This window comes from Mesorhizobium sp. P2_B11 (genome assembly GCF_056404855.1).
In genome coordinates, this window is sequence record NZ_JBFUDF010000002.1 from 792657 (window position 1) to 814429 (window position 21773).

The window sequence follows — 21773 nt, forward strand, 5'->3', positions numbered from 1 at the left end:
GACGCTGGCCTATTCCATCGACACTGCAAAGGGCGGCGTCGACACGATCACCACAGGTGACGGCGACAATATCGTCGCCGGCGGCGCCTTTGGCGATATCATCACCACCGGTAATGGCTCCGATATCATCTTCGGCGACAATGCGCGGTTCGAATTCCTCTTCGGCTATCTGCAACGCGGCTTCACGATCAGCCCGCTCGACGGCGGCAACGACCTCATCAATTCCGGCGGCAGCAACGACGTCGTCGCCGGTGGCACCGGCGCAGACGAGATCCATGCCGGCGCAGGCAACGATCGCCTGTTCGGCGACCATGCCCTGTTCGACCGGGCGCTGCCAAACAACCAGCGCGTCATCTCGATCTACACCACCGATGCCGACGGCGCCGACAACGACAAGATCTACGGCGATGCCGGCAACGACATCATCGATGGCCAGCAAGGCAATGACCGCCTGTTCGGCGGCGACGGCGATGACGACATCACCGGCGGTCACAATGTGGTCGGCGGCGCCGATGGCGACGACTACATCGAAGGCGGGACCGGCGAAGACGTCGTGCTCGGCGACAATGGCCTGATCGCGCGCAAGGTCGTGGGCGGCACCGACTGGCGGAGCACGATCTGGCAGCTCAATCCGGCGGTTCCGGGCAAAGCGCCATCGCTGATGCGCGACGTGATCCGTTTCGATCTCATAGATGGTGTCGGCGGCAAGGACGAGGTCCATGGCGGCGACGACGATGACCGCATCTTCGGCCAGCGCGGCGACGACCGGCTGTACGGCGACAATGGCATCGACGAGATTGTCGGCGGATTGGGTGCCGACCACATCGAAGGCGGCGCAGGGTTCGACTATCTGCTCGGCGACGAGGGCCAGATCCTGCGGGCGTTCAATGCCGACGGTTCGGCTCTGCTCAACAGCGATGGCAGATGGCATCGCGACGTGGTGCTGGAAGAAGTGGCAACCATCGTCAGCATGGTCACCCTCTATTCCAACACGGGCGTGCCGCGCACGCAGCTCGCATCCCAGTTGCTGGATCCCGACATGCTGCTGCTCGCAGGCGTGTACGATCCCAACAACGTCCCGGTCATCAACGGTCCGGCGTGGAATACGAAGGCCCTCGGCATCGATCTTGAAGCCGCCTACAACGACTTTATCGATGGCGGCGACGGCGACGACGTGATGTTCGGCCAGCGCGGCGACGATACGCTGCTCGGCGGCGCCGGCAACGACACCATCTTCGGTGACCGCGCCTCCAACGGCAGCGGCTTCCAGACCGATCTGCCCAAGATCGTAAACGCTTTCCGGATCATCGCGGTGACCGATCCCACCGTTAACGTCACGGTTCCCATCGACGGACTGGTGGTGGTGCCCGGCGTCAATCTGCTGCCTTCGGAACTGACCAATGCGTTGCCGCAGATCGAGATCATGCCCGGCGCAGCCGGATTCCTCGGTGAGTTCTCGGCGAAGAACACGATGCTGCGCGGCAACGGCAACCACTTCCAGGTATTTGCCTCGGTGCTGGCCGACGTGACGCGGCTGAAGGACCTTGCCTATGGCAATGACGGCATCGACGGCGGTTCCGGCAATGACAGCATCTTCGGCGACGACGGACATATCACCAGCATCCCCGAAACCGGTCTGGCGGTCATCGACAAGGAGGTTGCCGGCCTCTCGGTCTCGTTGAGCGACCTGCTGCGCGACCTGTCGTCGCTGGGATTTGCCAAGGATGCGCTGGATACAGCGCCGAATGCGCCAGTTGTCAGCGTGACGGTAGGCGCCGATTGGATCGTTGGCGGCGACGGCGACGATACCATCTTCGGCGACACCGGGACCATCGTGGTTCCTGCGACGGCGCTGACCGTGGTCGGCGCCAACCTTACCGCAGGCGCGCTCAGCCTGCACAACTGGCTGATGGACTTCCAGACCATCGTTGCCGACACGTCGTATACCGCGCATGCGGCGGGCGAACAGGTCATCGCCGACTACGGCGTCAAGACTGGCACGACGAACGCTACCTTCGTAGCCGGCCAGTCCGTGTTGCGGCCTGCCACGCATCGGCTGAACATCGGCAACGACTATATCCGTGGCGGCCTCGGCAACGACTTTGTCGTCGGCGACCATGGCGTTGTCGTGTTGCCGGTGGTGAGCGCAGCGAACTCCGCCACGCTTGCCGGCATCTCCACCGCCGAACTCGCGGCCGTCAATGCCGCGCTCGCCGCGCAGGACAACGCGCGCACAGCGGCACTGACGGGCCACATAAGCCGCGATCACGCCATCAACGCCAATGCCAACAAGGTTGGCAACTGGCTGTTCGGCAACGGTCTGGGTTACTCGCTCTCTGTCGGCAACGACCAGCTTTACGGCGACGAAGGCAATGACGTGCTGATCGGCGATGTCGGGCTGATCGAGCAGCCGATGCTGACGATCGCCAGCACGACCGCGACCACCAAGTCCATAGCCGACGGGCTGCAGAACTCCTTCTTCAAGACCATCGACCGGCTCTATCTCGGCACCATCAGCGCGGCGCAGGCGCGTGCCGAGGCCTGGGGCGTGCAATCGACGCTCGCCGCATCGAACGCCGCCGACTGGTCGAAAAACGGTTCGGTCAGCTCGTGGCTGCTCGACACCCAGGACAAGCGCCAGGCACAGCGACCCGCCGCCGATTATATCGTTCTCAACAGCGACTACGCAGATGGCGGCATCGGCAATGACCTGGTGTTCGGCGACATGGCGGCCGTCATCCCGATCATCACCAACACCACCGGCGCCGGCATGATCCAGAGCATGCGGGTGCTGCCCGTCGGCGAGACTGCCGCAACGCTGACCGCGACGCTGCGCTACGTCTACAACTACGGAGCGTACGGCCCGCTGCATGGCGTCGTCACGTCGGATGTGAACGTGCGCTCGTCGTTCCTGGTCGATGCTGACTGGCTGATCGGCAATGACGGCGACGATATCCTCTATGGCCTGCTCGGCGCCGACTACATTCTGGGCGGCAACGGCAACGATCAGCTCTCCGGTGGCAATGGCTTCGATATCGTCAATGGCGGCACCGGCACCAACATCTATGCCTTCGACCGGACGCGCGACACGGTCCAGGCCGGCGGCGGCACGGATGTGGTTCGCCAGTCGCTGGATGCAGGGTCTTCCAGCCTGGTGTTGGGCAGCTCCTGGGTCAGCCCGCTGATGACGCTGCTTGGCGCAAACGCCAGGACCGCCGCGGCAACGCTCGATCCGACCGGACTGGCTTCGGTCAGGGTCGGCGCCGCGCCAGCACTGGCCGCGGGCATCAGTGCAACGCCCAAAGTGATCAATACCGTCGCGCAGGCGCTGCTCCGGCCCACGACGGATCTGAACTTCATCAAGGGCTTCGACCAGACGACCTTGCCCGGCGGAGATGTTGTGCCGTTCATGCGGATGGCGCTGGCGCCGGACGCAGGCGATGCCGGGCTGTTCATGGCGTTTGCCGCCACCGCTCCGCAGGCGAAGAAAAGTGCTGCCGGACCCGCCGAATTGATATCGGGCATCCGCAATGGCGACATCGCCATCAAGGGCACGACCCTTGCCTGGACCAACTGGTCCGACCTCATCGGCGGCGTCGACAAGGTCGCGGTCAAGGTTTCGGAGGAGACACCTTACGTCGATCTGGACGTGCTGCTCTTCGATGCCGAGACAGGCCGGTTCGAAACGCATGCCGACGCTGACGATGACATAGCGTTCCACTAGATCCGCAATCCGGTTCATCCGCCTCTGGGCTGATGAACCGGATCGGCGATCTTCTCCTCACTCGTCTCTAGAGCGTTTCACCGTTTCACTGAAACGGCGAAACGCTCTATCTCTTTTTGTTTTTTCGCAATTCCTAAGGGAAAGCGCTTCGCATTTTTCCTGGCATTGCTTTTGCGCCGGCAAAGAAACGTGATCCGCATCGCGCGCCGAAGCAAAGGCTGCAGCGCTCCTTGCGCGATCAAAAAGACCATAGCCGTCACATCAGCTTCATCGACCAGCCATAGCGTCATTCCGAGTTCTTTGCTGCAGTGCAAAACGGAGTGGGACGATGGTGGACGTTGTTTCTAGCGAAGCGGGGATTCCGAGACCGGACCATCCGCTCAATCAATCGGGCGGCGCGAAGTGGTTCCTGCCGGCCTTCGGCGTGCTGGTGCTCGTCGGTGTCATCTATGTCGGCTACGCGCTCAGCCAGGATCTGGCGGTGGCCAAGACCGTGCCGTGGATCCTGCTCGGCATTGCCCTGCTGATTGCGTTGGGCTTCGAGTTCGTCAACGGCTTCCACGACACCGCCAATGCGGTGGCAACCGTCATCTACACGCGCTCCATGCCGGCCGAATTTGCCGTCATGTGGTCGGGTGTCTTCAACTTCTTCGGCGTTTTGACCTCGAGCGGTGCGGTGGCGTTCGGCATCTTGTCGCTGCTGCCGGTCGAGCTCATCCTTCAGGTCGGTTCTTCCTCGGGTTTCGCCATGGTGTTCGCGCTGCTCGTGGCGGCGATCCTGTGGAACCTCGGCACCTGGTTCCTCGGCCTGCCGGCGTCCAGCTCGCACACGATGGTCGGCTCGATCATCGGCGTCGGCCTCGCCAACCAGTTCATGGCGCCGGCCGGCAGCGCCACCAGCGGCGTCGACTGGGGTCAGGCGACCAATGTCGGCATCACGCTTCTGGTGTCGCCGATCGTCGGCTTCTTCGCCGCCTTCGCCCTGCTGTATGCGATGAAGCTGCTGGTCCGTAATCCTGCTCTCTATGAGGCGCCGAAGGGCAACACGCCGCCGCCATGGTGGATCCGCGGCCTGCTGATCTTCACCTGCACCGGCGTCAGCTTCGCGCACGGTTCCAATGACGGCCAGAAAGGCATGGGCCTGATCATGCTGATCCTGATCGGCGTCGTGCCGACAGCCTATGCGCTCAACCGCACGCCCGACATCAACTATCTCGAGGCCTACAAGGCGGCCTCGGTCAGCGTCGAGACGGCGCTCGGCAAATACGCCAAGCCGGGCGTCACCGTCACCGATGCCAAGGCGGCCGTCCAGGACGCGGTGCGCACCCGGAGCTGGAGCGACCAGACGACCGTTGCGCTGCAGACCTACATCCACAACACCACGACTTCGCTGCAGCCCTACGCCTCGGTCGACAATGTGCCGACGGACCTGGTCAGCAACGCGCGCAACGACATCTATCTGATCGGCGAGGCGCTGAAGCTGATCGACAAGAAGAAGCTGCTGCCGATGCAGGAGGCCGATCTCAAGGCGGTGACCGACTATCACAAGGCCGTCGACAACGCGACGAAGTTCATCCCGCTCTGGGTCAAGATCGCGGTCGCGCTGGCGCTCGGCCTCGGTACCATGGTCGGCTGGAAGCGCATCGTCGTCACGGTCGGCGAGAAGATCGGCAAGAGCCACCTGACCTATGGCCAGGGTGCCGCCGCCGAACTCGTTGCCATGATCACCATCGGCATGGCCGACCGTTTCGGTCTGCCGGTGTCGACCACGCATGTGCTGTCCTCGGGCGTTGCCGGCACCATGGCGGCCAACGGGTCGGGCCTGCAATGGTCGACGGTCCGCAACCTGTTGCTTGCCTGGGTGCTGACGCTGCCGTGCTCGATCACGCTCGCCTTCGTGCTGTTCATCATCTTCCGCCAGGTGTTCTGAGCGGAGCAGGAGTTCTCAAACAAAAGGCAGCGCCGGGCGACCGGCGCTGCCTTTTTTGTTGCTCATTGGGAAATGTCGGCGGGACAGCACCCCCCTCTGGCCTGCCGGCTTTCGTCGCTCGGAAAGCCAAGCAATTGGCTTCCCGTCCGCTACGCGGACCACTCCTCGATCCCCTCAAGGGGGAGATCAGCGGTTCGTTCGAAGGCGCTTTCCCTGCAACATTGGCGATTGGCGAAAGCGATCGCGCCAGCCAATCTCCCCCTTGAGGGGGAGATGTCCGGCAGGACAGAGGGGGTGACGGAACTCGACGCCAAAGGGCTCGATACCGGGCTGACAGGCTCGACCTTAAGTCGGATCCTCGCGGTGCAAATCGTGGATGGTGACGCCGTCGGCATTGGTCGGCAGCATCAGCCACTTCTTGTGGCGCAGCGTGCGTTCCGTGTCCTCCTGCCCCATCTCCCAGTGCTCGCGCATCGAGGTGCCGGAGAACTCATAGTCCTTGGCGTGGCCTTCGTAGCCTTTGTGCTGATAGATCAGGTGAACGATGTTGACCACGCCGGCATCCGAATAGTCGGCGATCAATTCCTTCTCGCCGTCCTTCAGCTGCTCGGGCGGCACGCGCTTCAGCGCATCGAGCAGCTTCATCTTCAGCGCATGGATGCGCTCGAAATTGTCGGTGTTCTGGCGCGTGCGGCTTGAATACATGATGTCCTTGTGGCGCGACAGCACGTCGGCCATGCCGCGCGGCAGCACGCCGCGGGCACTGAACAGGTCGACCTGGAACACCAGCGAGGAGCGGTCCTCCTCCTGGTCGAGCAGATATTGCAGCGGCGTGTTGGAAACGATGCCGCCGTCCCAGTAATATTCACCCTCGATGCGGATCGACGGGAACGCCGGCGGCAGCGCGCCGCTGGCCATGATGTGCTCCGGCTCGATGCGCACCTTGTCGGTGTCGAAATAGACGAAATTGCCGGTGCGGACATTGACCGCGCCGACGCTCAGCCGCTTCTTGCCGTCATTCAGCACGTCGAAATCGATCAGGCTTTCCAGCGTGTCCTTGAGCTCGGCGGTGTCATAGAAGGAGGTAGCGCCTTCGGCGCCCGACAGCTGGAGCCAGGGATTGGGCGAGCGCGGCTTGAAGAAGCCGGGCTGGCCCATCGCCATGGTCATGAATGACGAGGTCTGGTTGCGGATGTCGCGGTAGATGTCGCCTTCGGGCGTATAGGGCCAGATCTTGCGGCCCGAGACCGTCTGCCAGAACTGCTCCAGCCGCTGCAGCCGGCGGCTTGGTTCGTTGCCGGCAATGATGGCGGCATTGATGGCGCCGATCGAGACGCCGGACAGCCAGGTCGGCTCGCAGCCGGCATCGGCCAGCGCCTGATAGACGCCGGCCTGATAGGCGCCGAGCGCGCCGCCGCCCTGGAACACCAGAGCGATGCGATCGTATTGCGCGGTGATCTCCGCGATCGTGGCGGCAGCTGCCTTGCTGCGGTTACGCTCAAGCACTGACTTTCTCCAGTCTGGTCGCGCCGGCAGCAGACTGGTCGGCGAGGTAATCATGCACGACTTCGCCGAGGCCAAGTGTCAGATCGGCTTTGAAGTGAACGGCCGAGACGATGTCTAGCACTGGCAGTTTCGCCACGTCGGCCATGACGTGCGGGCGAAGATCGAGCGCGGCTGGCGCCGTCCAGGCTTCCTTCAGCGTGATGTCGGTGAGGTAATAGCGCACCAGCTCGCAGATGCGCGGGGTTCCGTCGACATGCGGGATGATCTTGATCAGGAAGTTTGGCGCGGCGAGCGAGGCCAGCACCTGATCGTGGTCGGCCTCGCGATGCTTGTAACCCATTGTGCCGGTGGCGCAGAGAACGCTGCCGTAATGCAAGGTGCCGACGATAACTTCGCCCTCATGCACGATTTTGGGGCTGGCGAGCTTTTTGGGAAAACCCCAGAGCTCGCGGCCGCCGGCGATCGGCGCATCGTCGTCGAGATACATGGAATGGACGTAGCCGCCATGCTGGCCCTTGTACTTCACCGGAATGACCTGGCCGGTCTCGGTGTAGTCGCCGAAGCCGGTGGAATCAGGCATACGGATGAATTCGTATTTGACCAGCGGCTCGTCGATCTCCAGCGGCGCCGGCACCACGGCCGCAAGCGCCTCGCGCGTCGTGCGGTAGGTGATGATGACGTATTCGCGGTCGAAGAAGCGATACGGGCCGGGCGGGAAGGACGGGTTGGTCAGCGGCATCGCATAGGCGCGCTTCACGACATCGGCGATTTCCAAATTGCCCACCCATCGGTTCAGGAATGATCTTGCGGACGTGCAGTACGATTATGTTGCACGGCAGCATGACAGTGCCATGTCGTGTCACTTCGACGCCAGCGCAAGGCGCGTGTGAAGGATCACAACATTGTAATCGCAATGACATATGGTCATGCCATTGTTATGTTGCGATGCACAAACCATCTGCGTCAAAGCTCCTCCCACCAGTCGCGAGATCTCCATGGGTTCCCTGTCTTCGAAGAATGCGCTCGTCACCGGCTCGACCAGCGGCATCGGCCTGGCCATAGCCCGCGCCTTTGCCGCCGAGGGCGCCAACGTCACCATCAACGGGCTCGGCGATGCCGCCGCGATCGAGCAGGAGCGCGCCGGCATCGAGAAGGATTTCGGCGTCAAGTGCCGCTATTCCAGCGCCAACATGATGGACGGCGCGGCAGTGACCGCCATGGTGCACGAGGCTGAAGCTGCCTTCGGCAGCCTCGACATTCTGGTCAACAATGCCGGGATACAGCATGTCGCGCCGATCGAAGACTTCCCTGACGACAAGTGGGAAGCCATCATCCGCATCAATCTGCTGGCCGCCTTCTACGCGATTAAGGCTGTGGTGCCGGGCATGAAAGCACGCAAATGGGGCCGCATCATCAACACCGCGTCGGCGCATGCGCTGGTCGCCTCGCCGTTCAAGTCGGCTTATGTCTCGGCCAAACACGGCATCGCCGGCCTGACCAAGACGGTGGCGCTCGAAGTCGCGCAGGACGGCATCACCGTCAATGCGATCGCGCCCGGCTATGTCTGGACACCGCTGGTCGAAAAGCAGATCCCCGACACCATGAAGGCGCGCGGCATGACCGAGGAGCAGGTCAAGCACGACGTGCTGCTGGCGGCACAGCCGACCAAGGAATTCGTCACCGTCGAGGAACTCGCGGCGCTGACCTTGTTCCTGTGCTCGGATTCGGCCAGGCAGATCACCGGCACGACCTTGCCGATGGATGGCGGCTGGACGGCGCAGTAGATGCCGAGGCCGGCACGTCTGCCGCGGAACGCAGCGCTTCCTTGACAAGTGCGAAGGATCGCTCCAGCATAGTGATAAGGGGTTCCTTCGCGACGACCCCGTGAGGCGTCAGCCCAATGATCGCGTCCAAACTCTCACTCTGGAGGTGGACGCCATGCCGTCAACAACCGCAATCACCGTAGCGCAGCTCTCCCGTCTCGTCGGCCTGCCGGACGCGCCTGTTCTTGTCGATGTCCGCATCGACGAGGATTATGACGCCGATCCGCGCCTGCTGCCGGCCTCATCCCGGCGCGACTTCAAGTCCGTTTCGACCTGGGCGGCCGAGTTCGCCGGACGCCACGTCGTCGTCATCTGTCAAAGGGGCCAAAAGCTCTCGCAAGGCGTTGCCGCCTGGCTGCGCCATGAGGGCATCGCCGCTGAATCGCTCGAAGGCGGTTTCGAGGCCTGGCTGGCGGCCAAGGGGGTTCTGGTCAAGGCCGAGACGATGCCGCGCCGCGACGACAAGGGCCGCACGGTCTGGGTGACGCGCGCCCGCCCCAAGGTCGACCGCATTGCTTGCCCATGGCTGATCCGCCGCTTCATCGATCCTTCGGCGGTGTTCCTGTTCGTCGAACCGGCCGAAGTGCTGGCTGCCGCCGACCGCTTCGCGGCGATTCCCTTCGACATCGACGATGTGTTCTGGAGCCATCGCGGCGAGCGCTGCACCTTCGACACCATGATCGAGGAATTCGGGCTGCGCTCCGAGGCGCTCGACCGTCTTGCTTTGATCGTGCGTGCGGCCGACACGGCGCGCCTCGATCTCATACCGCAGGCGGCAGGGTTCCTCGCGGTATCGCTCGGACTGTCGCGTATGTTCCGCGACGATCTCGAGCAGCTCGAGGCCGGCATGCTGGTCTATGACGCGTTTTTCAGGTGGTGTCGCGACGCCACCGACGAAACGCATAACTGGCCGAGCGGGGGCAAAACGCCATGAGCGCCCTTGCAGCGGACGACAAGGCGCGTCCTGTCGATCCACCTGCCGCCCCGACCTTCAGACAAGCCACGAAACTGTGGGCGAAGATCGGCCTGCTCTCCTTCGGCGGGCCGGCCGGGCAGATCGCGCTGATGCACAAGGAACTGGTCGAGGAACGGCGCTGGATCGGCGAGCAGCGTTTTCTGCATGCGCTGAACTATTGCATGCTGTTGCCCGGACCCGAGGCACAGCAGCTGGCGATCTATATCGGCTGGCTGTTGCACCGCACAGCCGGCGGCCTTGTTGCGGGCATCCTGTTCGTGCTGCCCGGCGCCTTGGTCATGTTGGGCCTCAGCACCTTCTACGTGCTCTACAATGATGCGCCTGTCATCGAGGCGCTGTTCTTCGGCATCAAGGCAGCGGTGCTGGCCGTTGTCGTCGAAGCGGTCATCCGCATCGGCAAACGGGCGCTCAAGAACCGGGTGATGGTGGCGATCGCGGTGGCCGCCTTCCTTGCCATCTATGTCGCCAGGCTGCCGTTTCCGCTGATCATCCTGGCTGCGGGGCTGACCGGCTGGATCGGCAACCGCCTGGCGCCGGGGCGGTTTTCCGGAGCCGCACATGGCAAGGACAATTTGCCCGATCTCAGAGGCGCGGTCGACCTGATGTTCGAGCGCGGCGAACTTGCCCATACCAGGCCGACGAAATGGCACGCGCCGCGCACCATCGCGATCTGGCTGCCGATCTGGCTCGCGCCGGTTCTGCTGATTTGGGCGCTGACCGGCTCGGCCAGTGTCTGGACGCAACTCGGTAGCTTCTTCAGTGTCATGGCGGTCGTCACTTTCGGCGGCGCTTACGCGGTTCTCGCCTACGTCGCGCAAGCAGCCGTCACCTCCTTCGGCTGGCTGGCGCCGGGCGAGATGGTCGACGGCCTCGGCCTTGCCGAGACAACGCCTGGGCCGCTCATCCTGGTGTTGCAGTTCGTCGGCTTCGTCGCCGCCTATCGGCACGCCGGCATCATGAACCCGTTGCTTGCCGGATCGCTGGGGTCGCTGCTGACGCTGTGGGTGACTTTCGTGCCCTGCTTCTTCTGGATCTTCCTCGGCGCGCCCTACATCGAGCAGTTGCGGCAGAACCGGGCTCTGTCGGCAGCGCTCGGCGCCATCACCGCGGCCGTCGTCGGGGTGATAATGAACCTTGCGCTGTGGTTCGCACTGCATGTCGTCTTCGGCGCGGTGCAGACCGTTGGCCTCGGGATGGAGGTGCCGGTGCTGTCGTCGCTGGACTGGCGCGCCGCGCTCCTGGCGGCGGCCGCCATGGTCGCCATGCTGAGACTGAAGATCGGTATGCTGCCGACATTAGCCGGCTCGGCGCTGGCCGGACTGGCGCTGCTGGCTTTGCCTGCGTAGCGCCGGCGCAAGCAAAACTCGATCGGCAACCATGCTCGACCACGCTCATTGTCACGGCCGGATTTCCAACGTATTGCCGGGCCGACGCATGACGGACGTGAGTACCGGACAAGTGCAGTGACATGACGATGGAACAGGCATGAGCGCAATCAGGGTCGAAGGCCTCAGCAAGCGGTTCAATGAAACGACCGCACTGGACGCTGTCTCGCTGGATTTCCCGGCCGGCTCCTTCACCGCGCTGCTCGGCCCCTCGGGCTGCGGCAAGACGACGATGCTGCGGCTGATTGCCGGCTTCGAGGCGCCGAGCGAAGGCCGCGTGCTGTTCGGCGAGACGGTGATGGCCGATCCGCGGCGGCAGGTGCCGCCGGAAGCGCGCGGTGTCGGCGTCGTCTTCCAGTCCTATGCGCTGTGGCCGCATATGGATGTGGCTGAAAACGTCGCCTATCCACTGAAGGCCCGGCACGTCAAAAAGGGCGAGATCCCAGGCCGCGTCAGTGCGGTTCTCGAGGTCGTCGGCCTCAGCGGTTTTGAAAAGCGCCGCATCGAGGAATTGTCGGGCGGCCAGCGCCAGCGCGTTGCATTGGCGCGCTGCCTCATCGCCGACGCAAAAATCATCCTGTTCGACGAGCCGCTGGCCAATCTCGACATGCATCTTCGCGCGTCGATGGTTGAGGCGTTCAGGGACATCCATCGTCGCACCGGCGCAACAATCGTCTACGTTACCCACGACCAGGCCGAAGCGCTGGCGCTCGCCGACCGCGTCGCGGTGCTGAGCCAGGGCAAGGTGTTGCAGGCGGCACCGCCGCAGGAGGTCTATCGCGCGCCGGCCAATGCGACGGTCGCCGGTTTCGTCGGCCGCGGAACCATCGTTTCGGGAACGGCGATCGGCCATGCCGATGGCGCTGCGACGGTCGAGATAGCCGGCCATCGCATCGCGGCGAGAAGCACCGGAGCACTGGCTGGACCGGTGAAAATCCTGTTGCGGCCGGAAGCGCTGCGGCTTGCGCCGGAAGGCCTGCCGGCAAAAGTGTTGGGCAGCATCTATCGCGGCCCGGTGCATGAGGTGCGGCTGGCCTTGGCTACGCCAGGGCAGGAGTTGCTGCTCGACAGCACCGAGGCGGTTGCAGCGGGCGAGACGGTGCATGTGGCGGTCTCGGATGCCTGGGTGATCCCGAACGCCTAGAGTCTCTTGTTGACGCAATTCCGGACGGAAAACCGCTGCGCACTTTTCCTGGAATTGCTTTAGCGCCAGGGCAGCACGCCTGCCGGAAGCCGCCGTCCGAAGCGGTCGAGCACCAGCAGCAGGACGATGACGACCACGATCGTCGAGACCGCGATTGCGGCGGCCTGCGTTCCCAGGCCGGCCTCCTCGAGGCTGAACAGCACGACGCCCAGCGTCTCGTTGCCGCTCGACCAGAGCAGGGCTGAGACCGTCAGCTCGTTGAAGGCGCTCATGAACACCAGCAATCCGCCGGCCACCGCCGCGGGCGCCGCCAATGGTGCAGTGATCGTCATTAGCCGGCGAAGGATTCCGGCTCCCGACACCGCCGCTGCCTCGTCGAGGTCGCGTGGAATCTGGCCGACCGCGGTCGCCACCGGTTTCATGGCCAGCGTGAAGAAGCGCATGGCATAGGCGATCAGGATGATCGCGGCGGTGGCGTAGAGGCTGCCGATCAGCGGCAGCGGGCGCAGGAACAGCAAGATGCAGGCAATCGCCAGCACGACGCCGGGGACGGCATAGGGCAGGTCGACAATGCCGCTCAACAGCCGCTGCCAGCGCTTGCTGAAGCGCTCGAGCACCGCGGTCACCGGAATGACGCCGACGGCCAGGATCAGCGCAGCACTGCCGGCGAAAAGCAGGGAGTTGCGGAAAGCGCGAACCGTCGAGGCCTGGCGAACCAGAACTTCCGCATAGTTGGAAGCAGTCATCGTCTTCAGCCCAAGCGGCACACCGAAGGACGGCACCAGCGAGGTCGCCAGCAACGCGCAGGCCGGCAGCACGAGCATGAGGCCGATGACCAACCACCCAAGGCCGGCGAGCGGCAGGCTGGCACGCCCAAGCGAAAAGCGCGCCGGCGTGCCGGCGGCAAAACGGTGGCCGGCGCCGCGCAAGGCCAACGACTGGCAGGCGACGCCGGCCAACGCCAGCATGGCGACCAGCACCGAAAGTGCTGTGATCTGCGGCAGCACGCCGGGACCGAAGCTCGACAGGTCCTGGTAGATCAGGGTCGGCAGCGTCAGATAGTTGACCGGCATGCCGAGCAGAGCGGGAATGCCGAAATTGCCGACGCCGGAGACGAAGGCGAGGGCGGCGGCGGCCACGATGTAGGGGCGCACGACCGGCAGCACGATGGTCCACAAGACGAGGAGCGGCGTTGCACCGGAAGCCCGCGCGGCCTCGACGAGATCGCGCGGCACACGCGACAGGCCGGCACGCAGCGTGATGAAGACGATCGGCGCGTGCTGGACGGCATAAAGCAGGATGATGCCGTTGCGGCCGAGCATCGGGTTTGGCGTTCCCGGCGGCGGCGCCACACCAAACATGCCGAGCAGCGTCGAGGAGGGGCCGAACAGATGCAGCCACGACAGCGCCGTGACCTGCGGCGCGATCATCAGCGGCAAAAGCAAGAGGAAGCCGAGCGGCTTGCGGCCCGGCAGATCGGTCATGGTGACGGCGACGGCAAAAGGCGCGCCGAGGCAGACGGCAAACACGGCGCCGAAGACGGCGGTGTCCAGCGTGTGCCACATCGCCCGCAAGGCGGCGGGTCTCGCGAGGCGGTCGGCGAAGGCGGCGAAGTCCAGTTCGCCGCCCGGTGCGACCGCCGCCACAAGCAGCCGCAGCATCGGCAAGAGGCTGAGCAGCGCAATTATCAGAAGCACCGCCAGCGAAGCCGCGCGGAGGCCGGGCGTTCCGGCGCCTGACACTCGTCCGTACCGGGCCAAAGCGGCCCGGTCTGGTGCTGGGAAGATGTCCTGCGCCGATGTCACTTCGGGTTTGCTGGAGCGCTTACTGGCTCATCACGGCGCCGAACTTTTCCTTGTTGGCGGCGTCATTGGCAAGCGCGGCTGAGGCGTCATAGGGCAGCACCTTGATCGACGCGCGGTCTGGATAGCCGGCCGGCAGAGCGACATCGGCGCGCGCCGGGATATAACCCATCTTGGCGGCAACCTCCTGGCCGTCCTTCGACAGCAGGAAGTCGACGAAGGCCTTGGCGGAATCGGTGTCCTTGGCGGTGGACAGGATGGCGACCGGCTCGGTGACGGCCGAGACACCCTCCTTGGGGAAGACGAACTCGACCGGAGCGCCCTTGGCCTTCTCGCGGATCGGCATGTAGTCGACGATCATGCCGAACAGCTTGTCGCCACCGCTGACGGCCTTCAGCACATCGCCATTGCCGCCGCTTGCCTGGGCGCCGTTTTTGGCAAGCGCGCTATAGTAATCCCAGCCTTCAGCCAGATTGCCGGTCAGCGTCACCGTGTGGATCATCGCCGCGCCCGAGGTCAGCGGGCTCGGCATGGCGACGAGGCCCTTGGCCTCCGGCTTGGTCAAATCTTCCCAGCTCGTCGGCACGAACGGCGCCTTGGTGTTGTAGACGATGCCGGTGGTGATCAGCTTGGTCGAGAAATAGGTCTTGTCCTTGTCGTAGAGGGTAGCATCGATGCCGGAAACGTCGGCGCCGGGATAGGCGAGCAGGCGGCCTTCCTTCTTCAGCCCTTCCATGGTCACGACGTCGGCGATCAGAAGCACGTCGGCTTGTGGCTGGCCGGCTTCGATCTCGGCGCGCAATTTGGCCAGGATCTTCGGCGTCCCGTCGCGCACCCATTCGACCTTGATGCCGGGGTTCTTGGCCATGAAGGCATCGACGGTCTGCTGGGCGTCGGTGTTGGGCTGGCTGGTATAGAGCACCAGTCTGCCGTCGGCAGCCAAAGCGCCGGAGGCGGCCGAGACCAGCAACATGGCGGCGAAAAGGATCTTGCGCATGGGAAACCTCAAAATGGATGAAATGAGCACCGGCGTGAACGGCACCGGACGAGAGAGCGTTTTCCGTATCGCTGCAGGATAAACCTATTGTGACAGGACGGTGGACGGCAAGGGCTGGGGACTTTCCTCAGCGACGACCTCGTCAACAGAGCTCTTGACTCCATGCTCTTAATTGGTGTTGATACGTATAAGTGATACGTATAAGGAACCTTATGAAAAGCTCGCGGGCCACACAGAAGGACGTTGCGCGCCTGGCGGGTGTGTCGCAGGCGAGCGTGTCGATGGTGATGAGCGGCGGCGGCTCGCCGGCGATATCGTCGGAGACCTGGGAGCGGATCACCAAGGCGGCGGCTGAACTTGGCTATACGCCGAACCGGTTCGCGCAGGCGCTCAAGACCAATCGCACCATGACCATCGCCTGCGTCGTGCCGGACATCACCAATCCGTTCTATCCGGCGCTGATGCGCGGCATCCAGTCGGTGGCCGAAAACCTCAGCTATGATGTCATCGCGGTCAGCACCGACGGCTCGGCCGAGCGCGAGCGGCATTTTCTCGACTGGTCGCGGCAGGGCCGGGTCGACGGCGTGATCGGCGTGTTCTTCACCTTGCGGGCCGTCGACTTCAAGCCGCTGCTCGATGCCGGCGTGCCGGTGGTGCGCATCGAATCGAGCAAGAAGCGCGGCGGCGACATCGCCATCGACGACATCTTCGTCGACAGCTACGCCGCCGCCTTTTCGGTGACGCAGTTTCTCATCGGCCGTGGCCACAAGCGCATCGCCATGGTCGCCGGCCGCGGTGGCCCCCAGGGCGTGCGGGTCGAAGGCTATCGCATGGCGCTGACCGAGGCCGGCGGCACGCCCTACATCGTCGTCGACGAGGAATTCAGCGAGACCGGCGGCGCCCGGGCAGCCGAGGCGGTGCTGGCCAGCGGCTATGCGCCGACGGCGATCTTTGCCGCCAATGATTTGATGGCCATCGGCGTCATGCAGGCGCTGCGCGATCGCGGCATCGCCATTCCTGGCGATATCGCCGTTGCCGGGTTCGACGACATTTCGGCGGCACGGCTGGTGACGCCATCGCTGACCACGGTCGCGCAATTCCAGGGCGACATGGGGGTCAAGGCTGCACAGATCCTGATGGAGCGCCTGCGCGGCGCCTCACCGGGCGCGGGGACCGCGCTCGAAATGCCCTACAGCCTGATCGAACGCGGTTCGACCTGACTGCCATAAGAAACGATATCGGAGGAGAACACCATGCAACGCCGTACATTGCTCAAGACCGGCCTCGGGCTTGCCGCCCTGCCGCTGCTGCCGCGCCTTTCCTTTGCCGACGACAAGAAGCCGGTCGGTTTCTGGTACGAATCCGCCTCGCCGGAAAATCAGGACAGTCTCAAAAACATTCTGATCGATCCCTTCAATGCGGCGCACCCGCAGGATGATCTGTCGATCGACTTCCGCGGCTCCGACCTCGACAAGCAGTTGCGCATCGCCATGCTGTCGGGCAATGGCCCGGATGTCGTCTTCACCGCCGGCCCGAGCTATGTCGCGTCGATGGCGCAGGCCGGGCAGTTGCTGCCGCTCGACGATTACGCCGCAAAGCTCGGCTGGAACGACCGGCTGCTGCCGCTGTTCATGGAGCTGGGCAAATATGAGGGCAAGCTCTATGCGCTCGCCAAGACCTACGAGACGCTCGGCCTGTTCTACAACAAGACGCTGTTCGACAAGAACAACTGGAAGGCTCCAACCACCATCGCCGAACTCGAGGCGCTGGCCGACGAGATGAAGGCCAAAGGCCTGGTTCCGTTCGGCGCCGGCAATGCCGACTGGCGACCCGCCAACGAACACCATGTCTCGATCGTGCTCAATTCGGTGGCTGGTCCGGACAATGTCTACAAGGCGCTGACCGGCGCCATTCCGTGGACCGACCCGTCCATCCAGGCAGCCATCGATAAGCTCGATGAGTGGTGGCAGAAGGGCTATTTCGGCCCCAACTATTTCTCGCTGACGCTGGAGCAGGCCTTCGCCCAGGTGGCGACCGGCCAGGCCGGCATGGCGCCGAGCGGAACCTGGAGTTTTACCAACGTCCCGACCTATTTCCCGCCCAACAATGCCGAGCCGGCCTTCGTTGGTTTCCCGAGCACGAGCGGCCCGCCGGTCTATGCGCTCGGCATCGGCTCGACGCTCTCGGTCAACGCGAAATCCGAAAATCCAGACGGCGCGGCGGCGGTGCTCGACTATATCTTTAGCGACACATTCTACGGCGCCATGAACTCGGCCTGGCAGGGCGAATGGAACCTGCCTTTGAAGGACCTGTCGGGGGCGAAGCTCTCCGACAAGGTGCTGCCGCTCTACATCGAGTCGATGAAGAACCTGTCGACCGCCGTCGGCGCCGGCCAGTACGGCTACACGACATGGACCTTCCTGCCGCCCGCCACCGACACCTATCTGGTCAGCGGCATGGAAGAGGTCTGGCTGAAGAAGATCAGTTCGAAGGACTATCTGAAAAAGCTCGACGAAACCTTCCAGCAGGAAAAGGCGGCCGGCAAGGTGCCGGCGGTGCCGAAGCGGGCCTGAGGGATAACACCCGCGAACCAACGACGGAGCGGCGCCTGACCGGCGCCCTCCAAAACCCAGGGCAATGTCCATGCACCGGCTCTATCTCGTCCCGACGCTGATCATCAATTTCGTCATCGTGCTGGTTCCGGCACTGCTGACGGTTGTCCTGGCGTTCTGCAGCTGGGACGGCATTTCGACGCCGACTTTCTCCGGCCTAGACAATTTCCGGGCGCTGCTTGCCGACGGCGTGTTCTGGTCGGCGCTGACCAACAACATCATCTGGACCGGCATCTTCCTTGTGGTGCCGATCGCCATGGGGCTGCTGGCGGCCTCGATGCTGCTGATCGTGCGGCGCGGCAGCAATTTCTTCCAGGTCGTCTATTTCCTGCCGGTCGTCATCGCCACGGTCATCACCGCGCGCGTCTGGCAAGGCATGATCTACAGCCCGGTCACCGGTGTGTTCGGCATGCTGCAGCGCATGGGCCTGCCGGTCGCCAACCCGCTGGCGCAGCCATCGACCGCGCTGTTCGGTGTGGCGACCGTCGACCTATGGCACTGGTGGGGATTTCTGTGCGTCATCTTCTTTGCCGCACTTAGGCAAGTGCCGCAGGAGCAGATCGAGGCGGCGCGCATCGAGGGCGCCAGCTACGCGCAGATGATGCGCTATGTGCTGCTGCCGGCGATCCGGCCGACCATCATGCTGATGCTGATCATGACGGTGATCTGGAGCTTTCTCGCCTTCGACTTCGTCTACATCCTGACTCAGGGCGGCCCGGCGTTTTCCAGTGAGGTGCTGTCGACGCTCGCCTATCGCCACGCCTTCTACGACCTCAATGTCGGCCAGGCAGCGGCGGCCGCCCTGGTGATCAGCCTGTTCGGCCTCGTCGGCACCTTCTTCTATGTCCGCCTGCAGACGCAGGAGGGCGAACAATGAGAATGGTCGAAAGCCGGGCGACGCTTACCGTCTCCTACATCGTGCTCGGCATCGGCGCCTTCATCGCGCTGTTCCCGATTGCGCTTTTGGTGCTCAATGCGCTGAAGCCGGCGGCGCAGATCGTGCAGAGCCCGCTGTCACTGCCGAACCCGATCCGCTGGGAGAATTTCACCAACGCCTGGACGCACGCCAAGTTTTCGAAAACCTTCATCAATTCGCTGCTGTTGTCCGGCACCACGATCGTCCTCGTCTGCACGACATGCTCGCTGTCGGCCTATGTGCTGGCGCGCAAGAAAGTCGCCTCGTGGAAGATCTGGACGTTCTACCTCCTGGCAACGACCACGGCGCCGATCCAGCTCTACATTTTCCCGCTCTATTTCGGCTTCGCCAAGCTCGGGCTGATCAACAATGTCTTCGGCGTCGCGCTGATCTATACCGCGCTCTACAGCCCCTTCGCGGTGATGCTGCTCAGGACCTATTTCATCGCCGTGCCGAAGGAGCTCGAGGAAGCCGCGCTGATCGACGGCGCCACCCATTGGCAGGTGTTTTCCAAGGTCATGCTGCCGATCGTGTCTCCCGGGATTCTGACAGTCGCGCTGATCATCGGGCTCAATTCCTGGAACGAATTCCTGATCGCGACGACTTTCCTGCAGAAGGCGGACAAGGTCACCGCCGTCATCGGCTTCTACCTGCTCAGCGGGCAATACAGCTCCGACTGGGGTGAGATCATGGCCGCTGCGCTGATCATCGTGGTGCCGGTGGTGGTGCTGTTCGTCGCCATGCAGAAGCGGTTCATCGAAGGCATGGCGGGCGGCTCGGTCAAGGGCTGAAACCTGGGGCTGAAACCCGGGCTGAAATTTTACGAGTATCTGGAGCAGAACATGCAGTTACCCAATGACTATCTGGAACGGGTCTATGCCGGCGTGCTTGGCAAGCTGGTGGGGGTTTATCTCGGCCGGCCGTTCGAGGGCTGGACCTACCAGAAGATCATGAAAGAGCTCGGCCCGATCGACTACTACGTGCATGAGCGGCTGAACCAGCCGCTGGTGGTGACCGACGACGATGTCGCCGGCACCTTCACCTTCATCCGCGCGCTCGAGGATTACGGCATCTCGCCGGACCTGTCGGCCGAGGCCATCGGCAAGGCATGGCTCAACTATATCGTCGAGGAGCGGTCGATCCTGTGGTGGGGCGGCTCAGGCAATTCGACCGAGCACACCGCCTGGCTCAATCTCAAGAAGGGCATTGCCGCCCCGCATTCAGGTTCGATCGCCACCAATGGCGCGACGGTGGCCGAACAGATCGGCGCACAGATCTTCATCGACGGCTGGGCCATGGTGGCGCCGGGGCAGCCGCTTCTGGCGGCAAAACTTGCCGAGCAGGCCGGCAAGGTCTCGCATGACGGCGAATCCGTCTATGCGGCGATGCTGTGGGCGGCGATGGAGGCCGAGGCCTTCGTGTCCAGCGACATCGACCATCTCATCGACACCGGCCTGTCGGTTATCCCGCGCGAAAGCCTGATCGCCAAGCTGATCGCCGATATCAGAGGCTGGGTGAAACAACACCCCGACTGGCACGACACGCGCCAGAAGATCGAGGACAAATACGGCTACGACAAATATCCCGGCAATTGCCATGTCGTGCCCAACCACGCGCTGATGGTGATGGCCGTGCTTTATGCGCCCGACGATTTCCAGAAGGCGCAGATGATCGTCAACACGTCGGGCTGGGACACCGACTGCAACGCCGGCAATGTCGGCTGCTTGCTCGCGCTGATGCTCGGCCTGGACGGCATCGAGGCCGGCCCGGACTGGCGCGGCCCGATCGCCGACCGGCTGCTGATCTCCTCGGCCGATGGCGGCAACTCGATCAACGACGCGGTACGCACCGCCTATTACATCGCCAATCTCGGCATGACGCTCGCCGGCGGCACTCCGCTCGATGCGCCGAAGGCCGGCGCGCAGTTCCATTTCTCGCTCTCCGGCAGCCAGCAGGGTTTTCGGCCGGTTGAAGGTCACGGCGCTGCCAACCATGTTCGCGTCGGCAATGTCGAGTTCGAGAATGCGCGTGCGCTGACCATAAACTACGAGGCGCTGGCGCCCGGCCTGAGCGCCGCGGTGACGACGCCGACCTTCTCGCCGCGCGAAGTGCTGTCGATGCGCACCTACGATCTTATGGCGACGCCGCTGGTCTATCCCGGGCAAGTGGTCAAGGCGCGTGTCGTCGCCGATCGCCACAACAAGGGCGCGGTGTCGGTGCGGCTGCGCATCCGCGCCTATGATAGCGAGGACCGGCTGCGCGACATCGATGGCGATGCGGTCATCCTGAAGGCGGGCGAAGAGCGCGTCCTGTCATGGCGCCTGCCGGATCTCGCCGGCCAGCCGATCGCCGAGATCGGCATCGTTCTGGCCAGCGAGGGCAAGCGCGCCGATGGCCGTGTGTTGCTAGACTATCTCAGGTGGGATGGGGCGCCGGAACTCACGCTGCACCGTCCTGCCGGCGAAAGCGATTTCTGGCGCATGGCCTGGGTCAACGGCGTCAGCTTCTTTTCCAAGCGCTATCCGCCGAGCTTCCGCATTTCGCAAAGCCACGACGAAGGCATCGTCATTCACGGCACGCGGCAATGGACCGACTACAAGGTCTCCGCCGACATCGCCATTCACCTCGGCAACTACGGCGGCGTCTGCGCTCGCGTCCAGGGCCTGCGGCGCTACTACGCCGTACGCGCCACCCGCGACGGCAAGCTGCAGATCGTGCGCACACGGGATGCCGACACGGTCGTGCTGGCGGAGACGGCGTACGACCTCGTCTTCGAGAAGAAGATCCCGGTGACGCTGACCGTCAAGGGCAGCCGGATCGAGGCGCTGTTCGGTGGTGTGGCGATCGAGGCAGACGACGCGACTGCTGAAGCGCTGAGCGATGGCGGCATCGGACTGCTGATCGCCGAAGGCGCGCTGTCCACCGACGAACTGCATGTGAGCGGCGCCTGACCGCCCC

At 63.8% G+C, this 21773-nt stretch carries 16 protein-coding genes (1 of these 16 only partly in view); 11 read left to right on the forward strand and 5 right to left on the reverse strand.

Annotated elements, in window-relative coordinates:
- Nucleotides 1-3724 carry the final stretch of an LEPR-XLL domain-containing protein gene (locus tag AC1DYJ_RS08110; RefSeq protein WP_477283595.1) on the forward strand. The gene continues 26483 nt to the left of window position 1, outside the view, so the window shows 3724 of its 30207 coding nt (coding positions 26484-30207); its start codon lies beyond the left edge, outside the window; the stop codon is at nt 3722-3724.
- 77 nt (nt 3725-3801) lie between these two features.
- Here the strand turns inward: AC1DYJ_RS08110 and AC1DYJ_RS08115 are convergent, their stop codons facing one another.
- Nucleotides 3802-4014, reverse strand: coding sequence for a hypothetical protein (locus tag AC1DYJ_RS08115; protein WP_477283593.1), 213 nt, complete (start codon nt 4012-4014; stop codon nt 3802-3804).
- A gap of 38 nt (nt 4015-4052) precedes the next feature.
- Between AC1DYJ_RS08115 and AC1DYJ_RS08120 the strand changes: the two genes are divergently transcribed.
- Nucleotides 4053-5654 (forward strand): inorganic phosphate transporter, encoded by a 1602-nt coding sequence (locus AC1DYJ_RS08120; RefSeq protein ID WP_477283591.1) that lies wholly within the window; start codon nt 4053-4055, stop codon nt 5652-5654.
- Between the two features lie 345 nt (nt 5655-5999).
- Here AC1DYJ_RS08120 and AC1DYJ_RS08125 read toward each other — a convergent pair whose 3' ends face one another.
- Nucleotides 6000-7160, reverse strand: a complete 1161-nt coding sequence (locus AC1DYJ_RS08125) for a patatin-like phospholipase family protein (RefSeq protein WP_477283589.1) — start codon at nt 7158-7160, stop codon at nt 6000-6002.
- Nucleotides 7153-7935: an acetoacetate decarboxylase gene (locus AC1DYJ_RS08130; RefSeq protein ID WP_477283953.1), complete on the reverse strand. Its 783-nt coding sequence runs from the start codon at nt 7933-7935 to the stop codon at nt 7153-7155. Before AC1DYJ_RS08130 ends, AC1DYJ_RS08125 begins: the two co-directional genes overlap by 8 nt.
- A gap of 220 nt (nt 7936-8155) precedes the next feature.
- Here AC1DYJ_RS08130 and AC1DYJ_RS08135 point away from each other — a divergent pair, with 220 nt between their 5' ends.
- The 4 genes from AC1DYJ_RS08135 (at nt 8156) to AC1DYJ_RS08150 (ending at nt 12488) form a co-directional block, all read left to right on the forward strand.
- Nucleotides 8156-8944 carry a 3-hydroxybutyrate dehydrogenase gene (locus AC1DYJ_RS08135; RefSeq protein WP_477283587.1) on the forward strand — a complete coding sequence of 263 codons (789 nt, stop codon included), beginning with the start codon at nt 8156-8158 and terminating at the stop codon, nt 8942-8944.
- Between the two features lie 154 nt (nt 8945-9098).
- Entirely contained in the window at nt 9099-9917 is an 819-nt protein-coding gene (locus AC1DYJ_RS08140) for a chromate resistance protein ChrB domain-containing protein (protein WP_477283585.1), read from the forward strand.
- Nucleotides 9914-11305, forward strand: a complete 1392-nt coding sequence (gene chrA / locus AC1DYJ_RS08145; RefSeq protein WP_477283583.1) for a chromate efflux transporter — start codon at nt 9914-9916, stop codon at nt 11303-11305. Before AC1DYJ_RS08140 ends, chrA begins: the two co-directional genes overlap by 4 nt.
- A gap of 139 nt (nt 11306-11444) precedes the next feature.
- Nucleotides 11445-12488 carry an ABC transporter ATP-binding protein gene (locus tag AC1DYJ_RS08150; RefSeq protein ID WP_477283581.1) on the forward strand — a complete coding sequence of 348 codons (1044 nt, stop codon included), beginning with the start codon at nt 11445-11447 and terminating at the stop codon, nt 12486-12488.
- Nucleotides 12489-12547: 59 nt separating this feature from the next.
- Here the strand turns inward: AC1DYJ_RS08150 and AC1DYJ_RS08155 are convergent, their stop codons facing one another.
- On the reverse strand, nt 12548-14149 hold the full coding sequence (locus AC1DYJ_RS08155; RefSeq protein WP_477283951.1) for an ABC transporter permease: 1602 nt from the start codon (nt 14147-14149) through the stop codon (nt 12548-12550).
- Nucleotides 14150-14312: 163 nt separating this feature from the next.
- Nucleotides 14313-15287: an ABC transporter substrate-binding protein gene (locus tag AC1DYJ_RS08160; protein WP_477283579.1), complete on the reverse strand. Its 975-nt coding sequence runs from the start codon at nt 15285-15287 to the stop codon at nt 14313-14315.
- Between the two features lie 212 nt (nt 15288-15499).
- On the opposite strand from AC1DYJ_RS08160, the gene AC1DYJ_RS08165 reads away from it, so the two are divergent.
- The 5 genes from AC1DYJ_RS08165 (at nt 15500) to AC1DYJ_RS08185 (ending at nt 21766) form a co-directional block, all read left to right on the forward strand.
- The gene (locus AC1DYJ_RS08165; protein ID WP_477283577.1) at nt 15500-16507 is read left to right on the forward strand and encodes a LacI family DNA-binding transcriptional regulator; all 1008 of its coding nucleotides are present in this window, start codon (nt 15500-15502) and stop codon (nt 16505-16507) included.
- Between the two features lie 33 nt (nt 16508-16540).
- Nucleotides 16541-17860: an ABC transporter substrate-binding protein gene (locus AC1DYJ_RS08170; RefSeq protein WP_477283575.1), complete on the forward strand. Its 1320-nt coding sequence runs from the start codon at nt 16541-16543 to the stop codon at nt 17858-17860.
- Between the two features lie 70 nt (nt 17861-17930).
- The gene (locus AC1DYJ_RS08175) at nt 17931-18776 is read left to right on the forward strand and encodes a carbohydrate ABC transporter permease (RefSeq protein ID WP_477283574.1); all 846 of its coding nucleotides are present in this window, start codon (nt 17931-17933) and stop codon (nt 18774-18776) included.
- On the forward strand, nt 18773-19606 hold the full coding sequence (locus AC1DYJ_RS08180) for a carbohydrate ABC transporter permease (RefSeq protein WP_477283572.1): 834 nt from the start codon (nt 18773-18775) through the stop codon (nt 19604-19606). Before AC1DYJ_RS08175 ends, AC1DYJ_RS08180 begins: the two co-directional genes overlap by 4 nt.
- A gap of 51 nt (nt 19607-19657) precedes the next feature.
- Nucleotides 19658-21766: an ADP-ribosylglycohydrolase family protein gene (locus AC1DYJ_RS08185; RefSeq protein ID WP_477283570.1), complete on the forward strand. Its 2109-nt coding sequence runs from the start codon at nt 19658-19660 to the stop codon at nt 21764-21766.
- Nucleotides 21767-21773: the final 7 nt, after the last annotated feature.

Excerpts from the sequence above, each read along its gene's own strand:
- AC1DYJ_RS08185 (WP_477283570.1), top strand. The coding sequence starts at position 19,658 with ATGCAGTTACCCAATGACTATCTGGAACGGGTCTATGCCGGCGTGCTT.
- chrA (WP_477283583.1), top strand. The coding sequence starts at position 9,914 with ATGAGCGCCCTTGCAGCGGACGACAAGGCGCGTCCTGTCGATCCACCT.
- AC1DYJ_RS08170 (WP_477283575.1), top strand. The coding sequence starts at position 16,541 with ATGCAACGCCGTACATTGCTCAAGACCGGCCTCGGGCTTGCCGCCCTG.
- AC1DYJ_RS08165 (WP_477283577.1), top strand. The coding sequence starts at position 15,500 with ATGAAAAGCTCGCGGGCCACACAGAAGGACGTTGCGCGCCTGGCGGGT.
- AC1DYJ_RS08155 (WP_477283951.1), bottom strand. The coding sequence starts at position 14,149 with ATGCTGCGGCTGCTTGTGGCGGCGGTCGCACCGGGCGGCGAACTGGAC.
- AC1DYJ_RS08120 (WP_477283591.1), top strand. The coding sequence starts at position 4,053 with ATGGTGGACGTTGTTTCTAGCGAAGCGGGGATTCCGAGACCGGACCAT.
- AC1DYJ_RS08115 (WP_477283593.1), bottom strand. The coding sequence starts at position 4,014 with ATGACGCTATGGCTGGTCGATGAAGCTGATGTGACGGCTATGGTCTTT.
- AC1DYJ_RS08160 (WP_477283579.1), bottom strand. The coding sequence starts at position 15,287 with ATGCGCAAGATCCTTTTCGCCGCCATGTTGCTGGTCTCGGCCGCCTCC.
- AC1DYJ_RS08175 (WP_477283574.1), top strand. The coding sequence starts at position 17,931 with ATGCACCGGCTCTATCTCGTCCCGACGCTGATCATCAATTTCGTCATC.
- AC1DYJ_RS08180 (WP_477283572.1), top strand. The coding sequence starts at position 18,773 with ATGAGAATGGTCGAAAGCCGGGCGACGCTTACCGTCTCCTACATCGTG.
- AC1DYJ_RS08135 (WP_477283587.1), top strand. The coding sequence starts at position 8,156 with ATGGGTTCCCTGTCTTCGAAGAATGCGCTCGTCACCGGCTCGACCAGC.
- AC1DYJ_RS08150 (WP_477283581.1), top strand. The coding sequence starts at position 11,445 with ATGAGCGCAATCAGGGTCGAAGGCCTCAGCAAGCGGTTCAATGAAACG.
- AC1DYJ_RS08140 (WP_477283585.1), top strand. The coding sequence starts at position 9,099 with ATGCCGTCAACAACCGCAATCACCGTAGCGCAGCTCTCCCGTCTCGTC.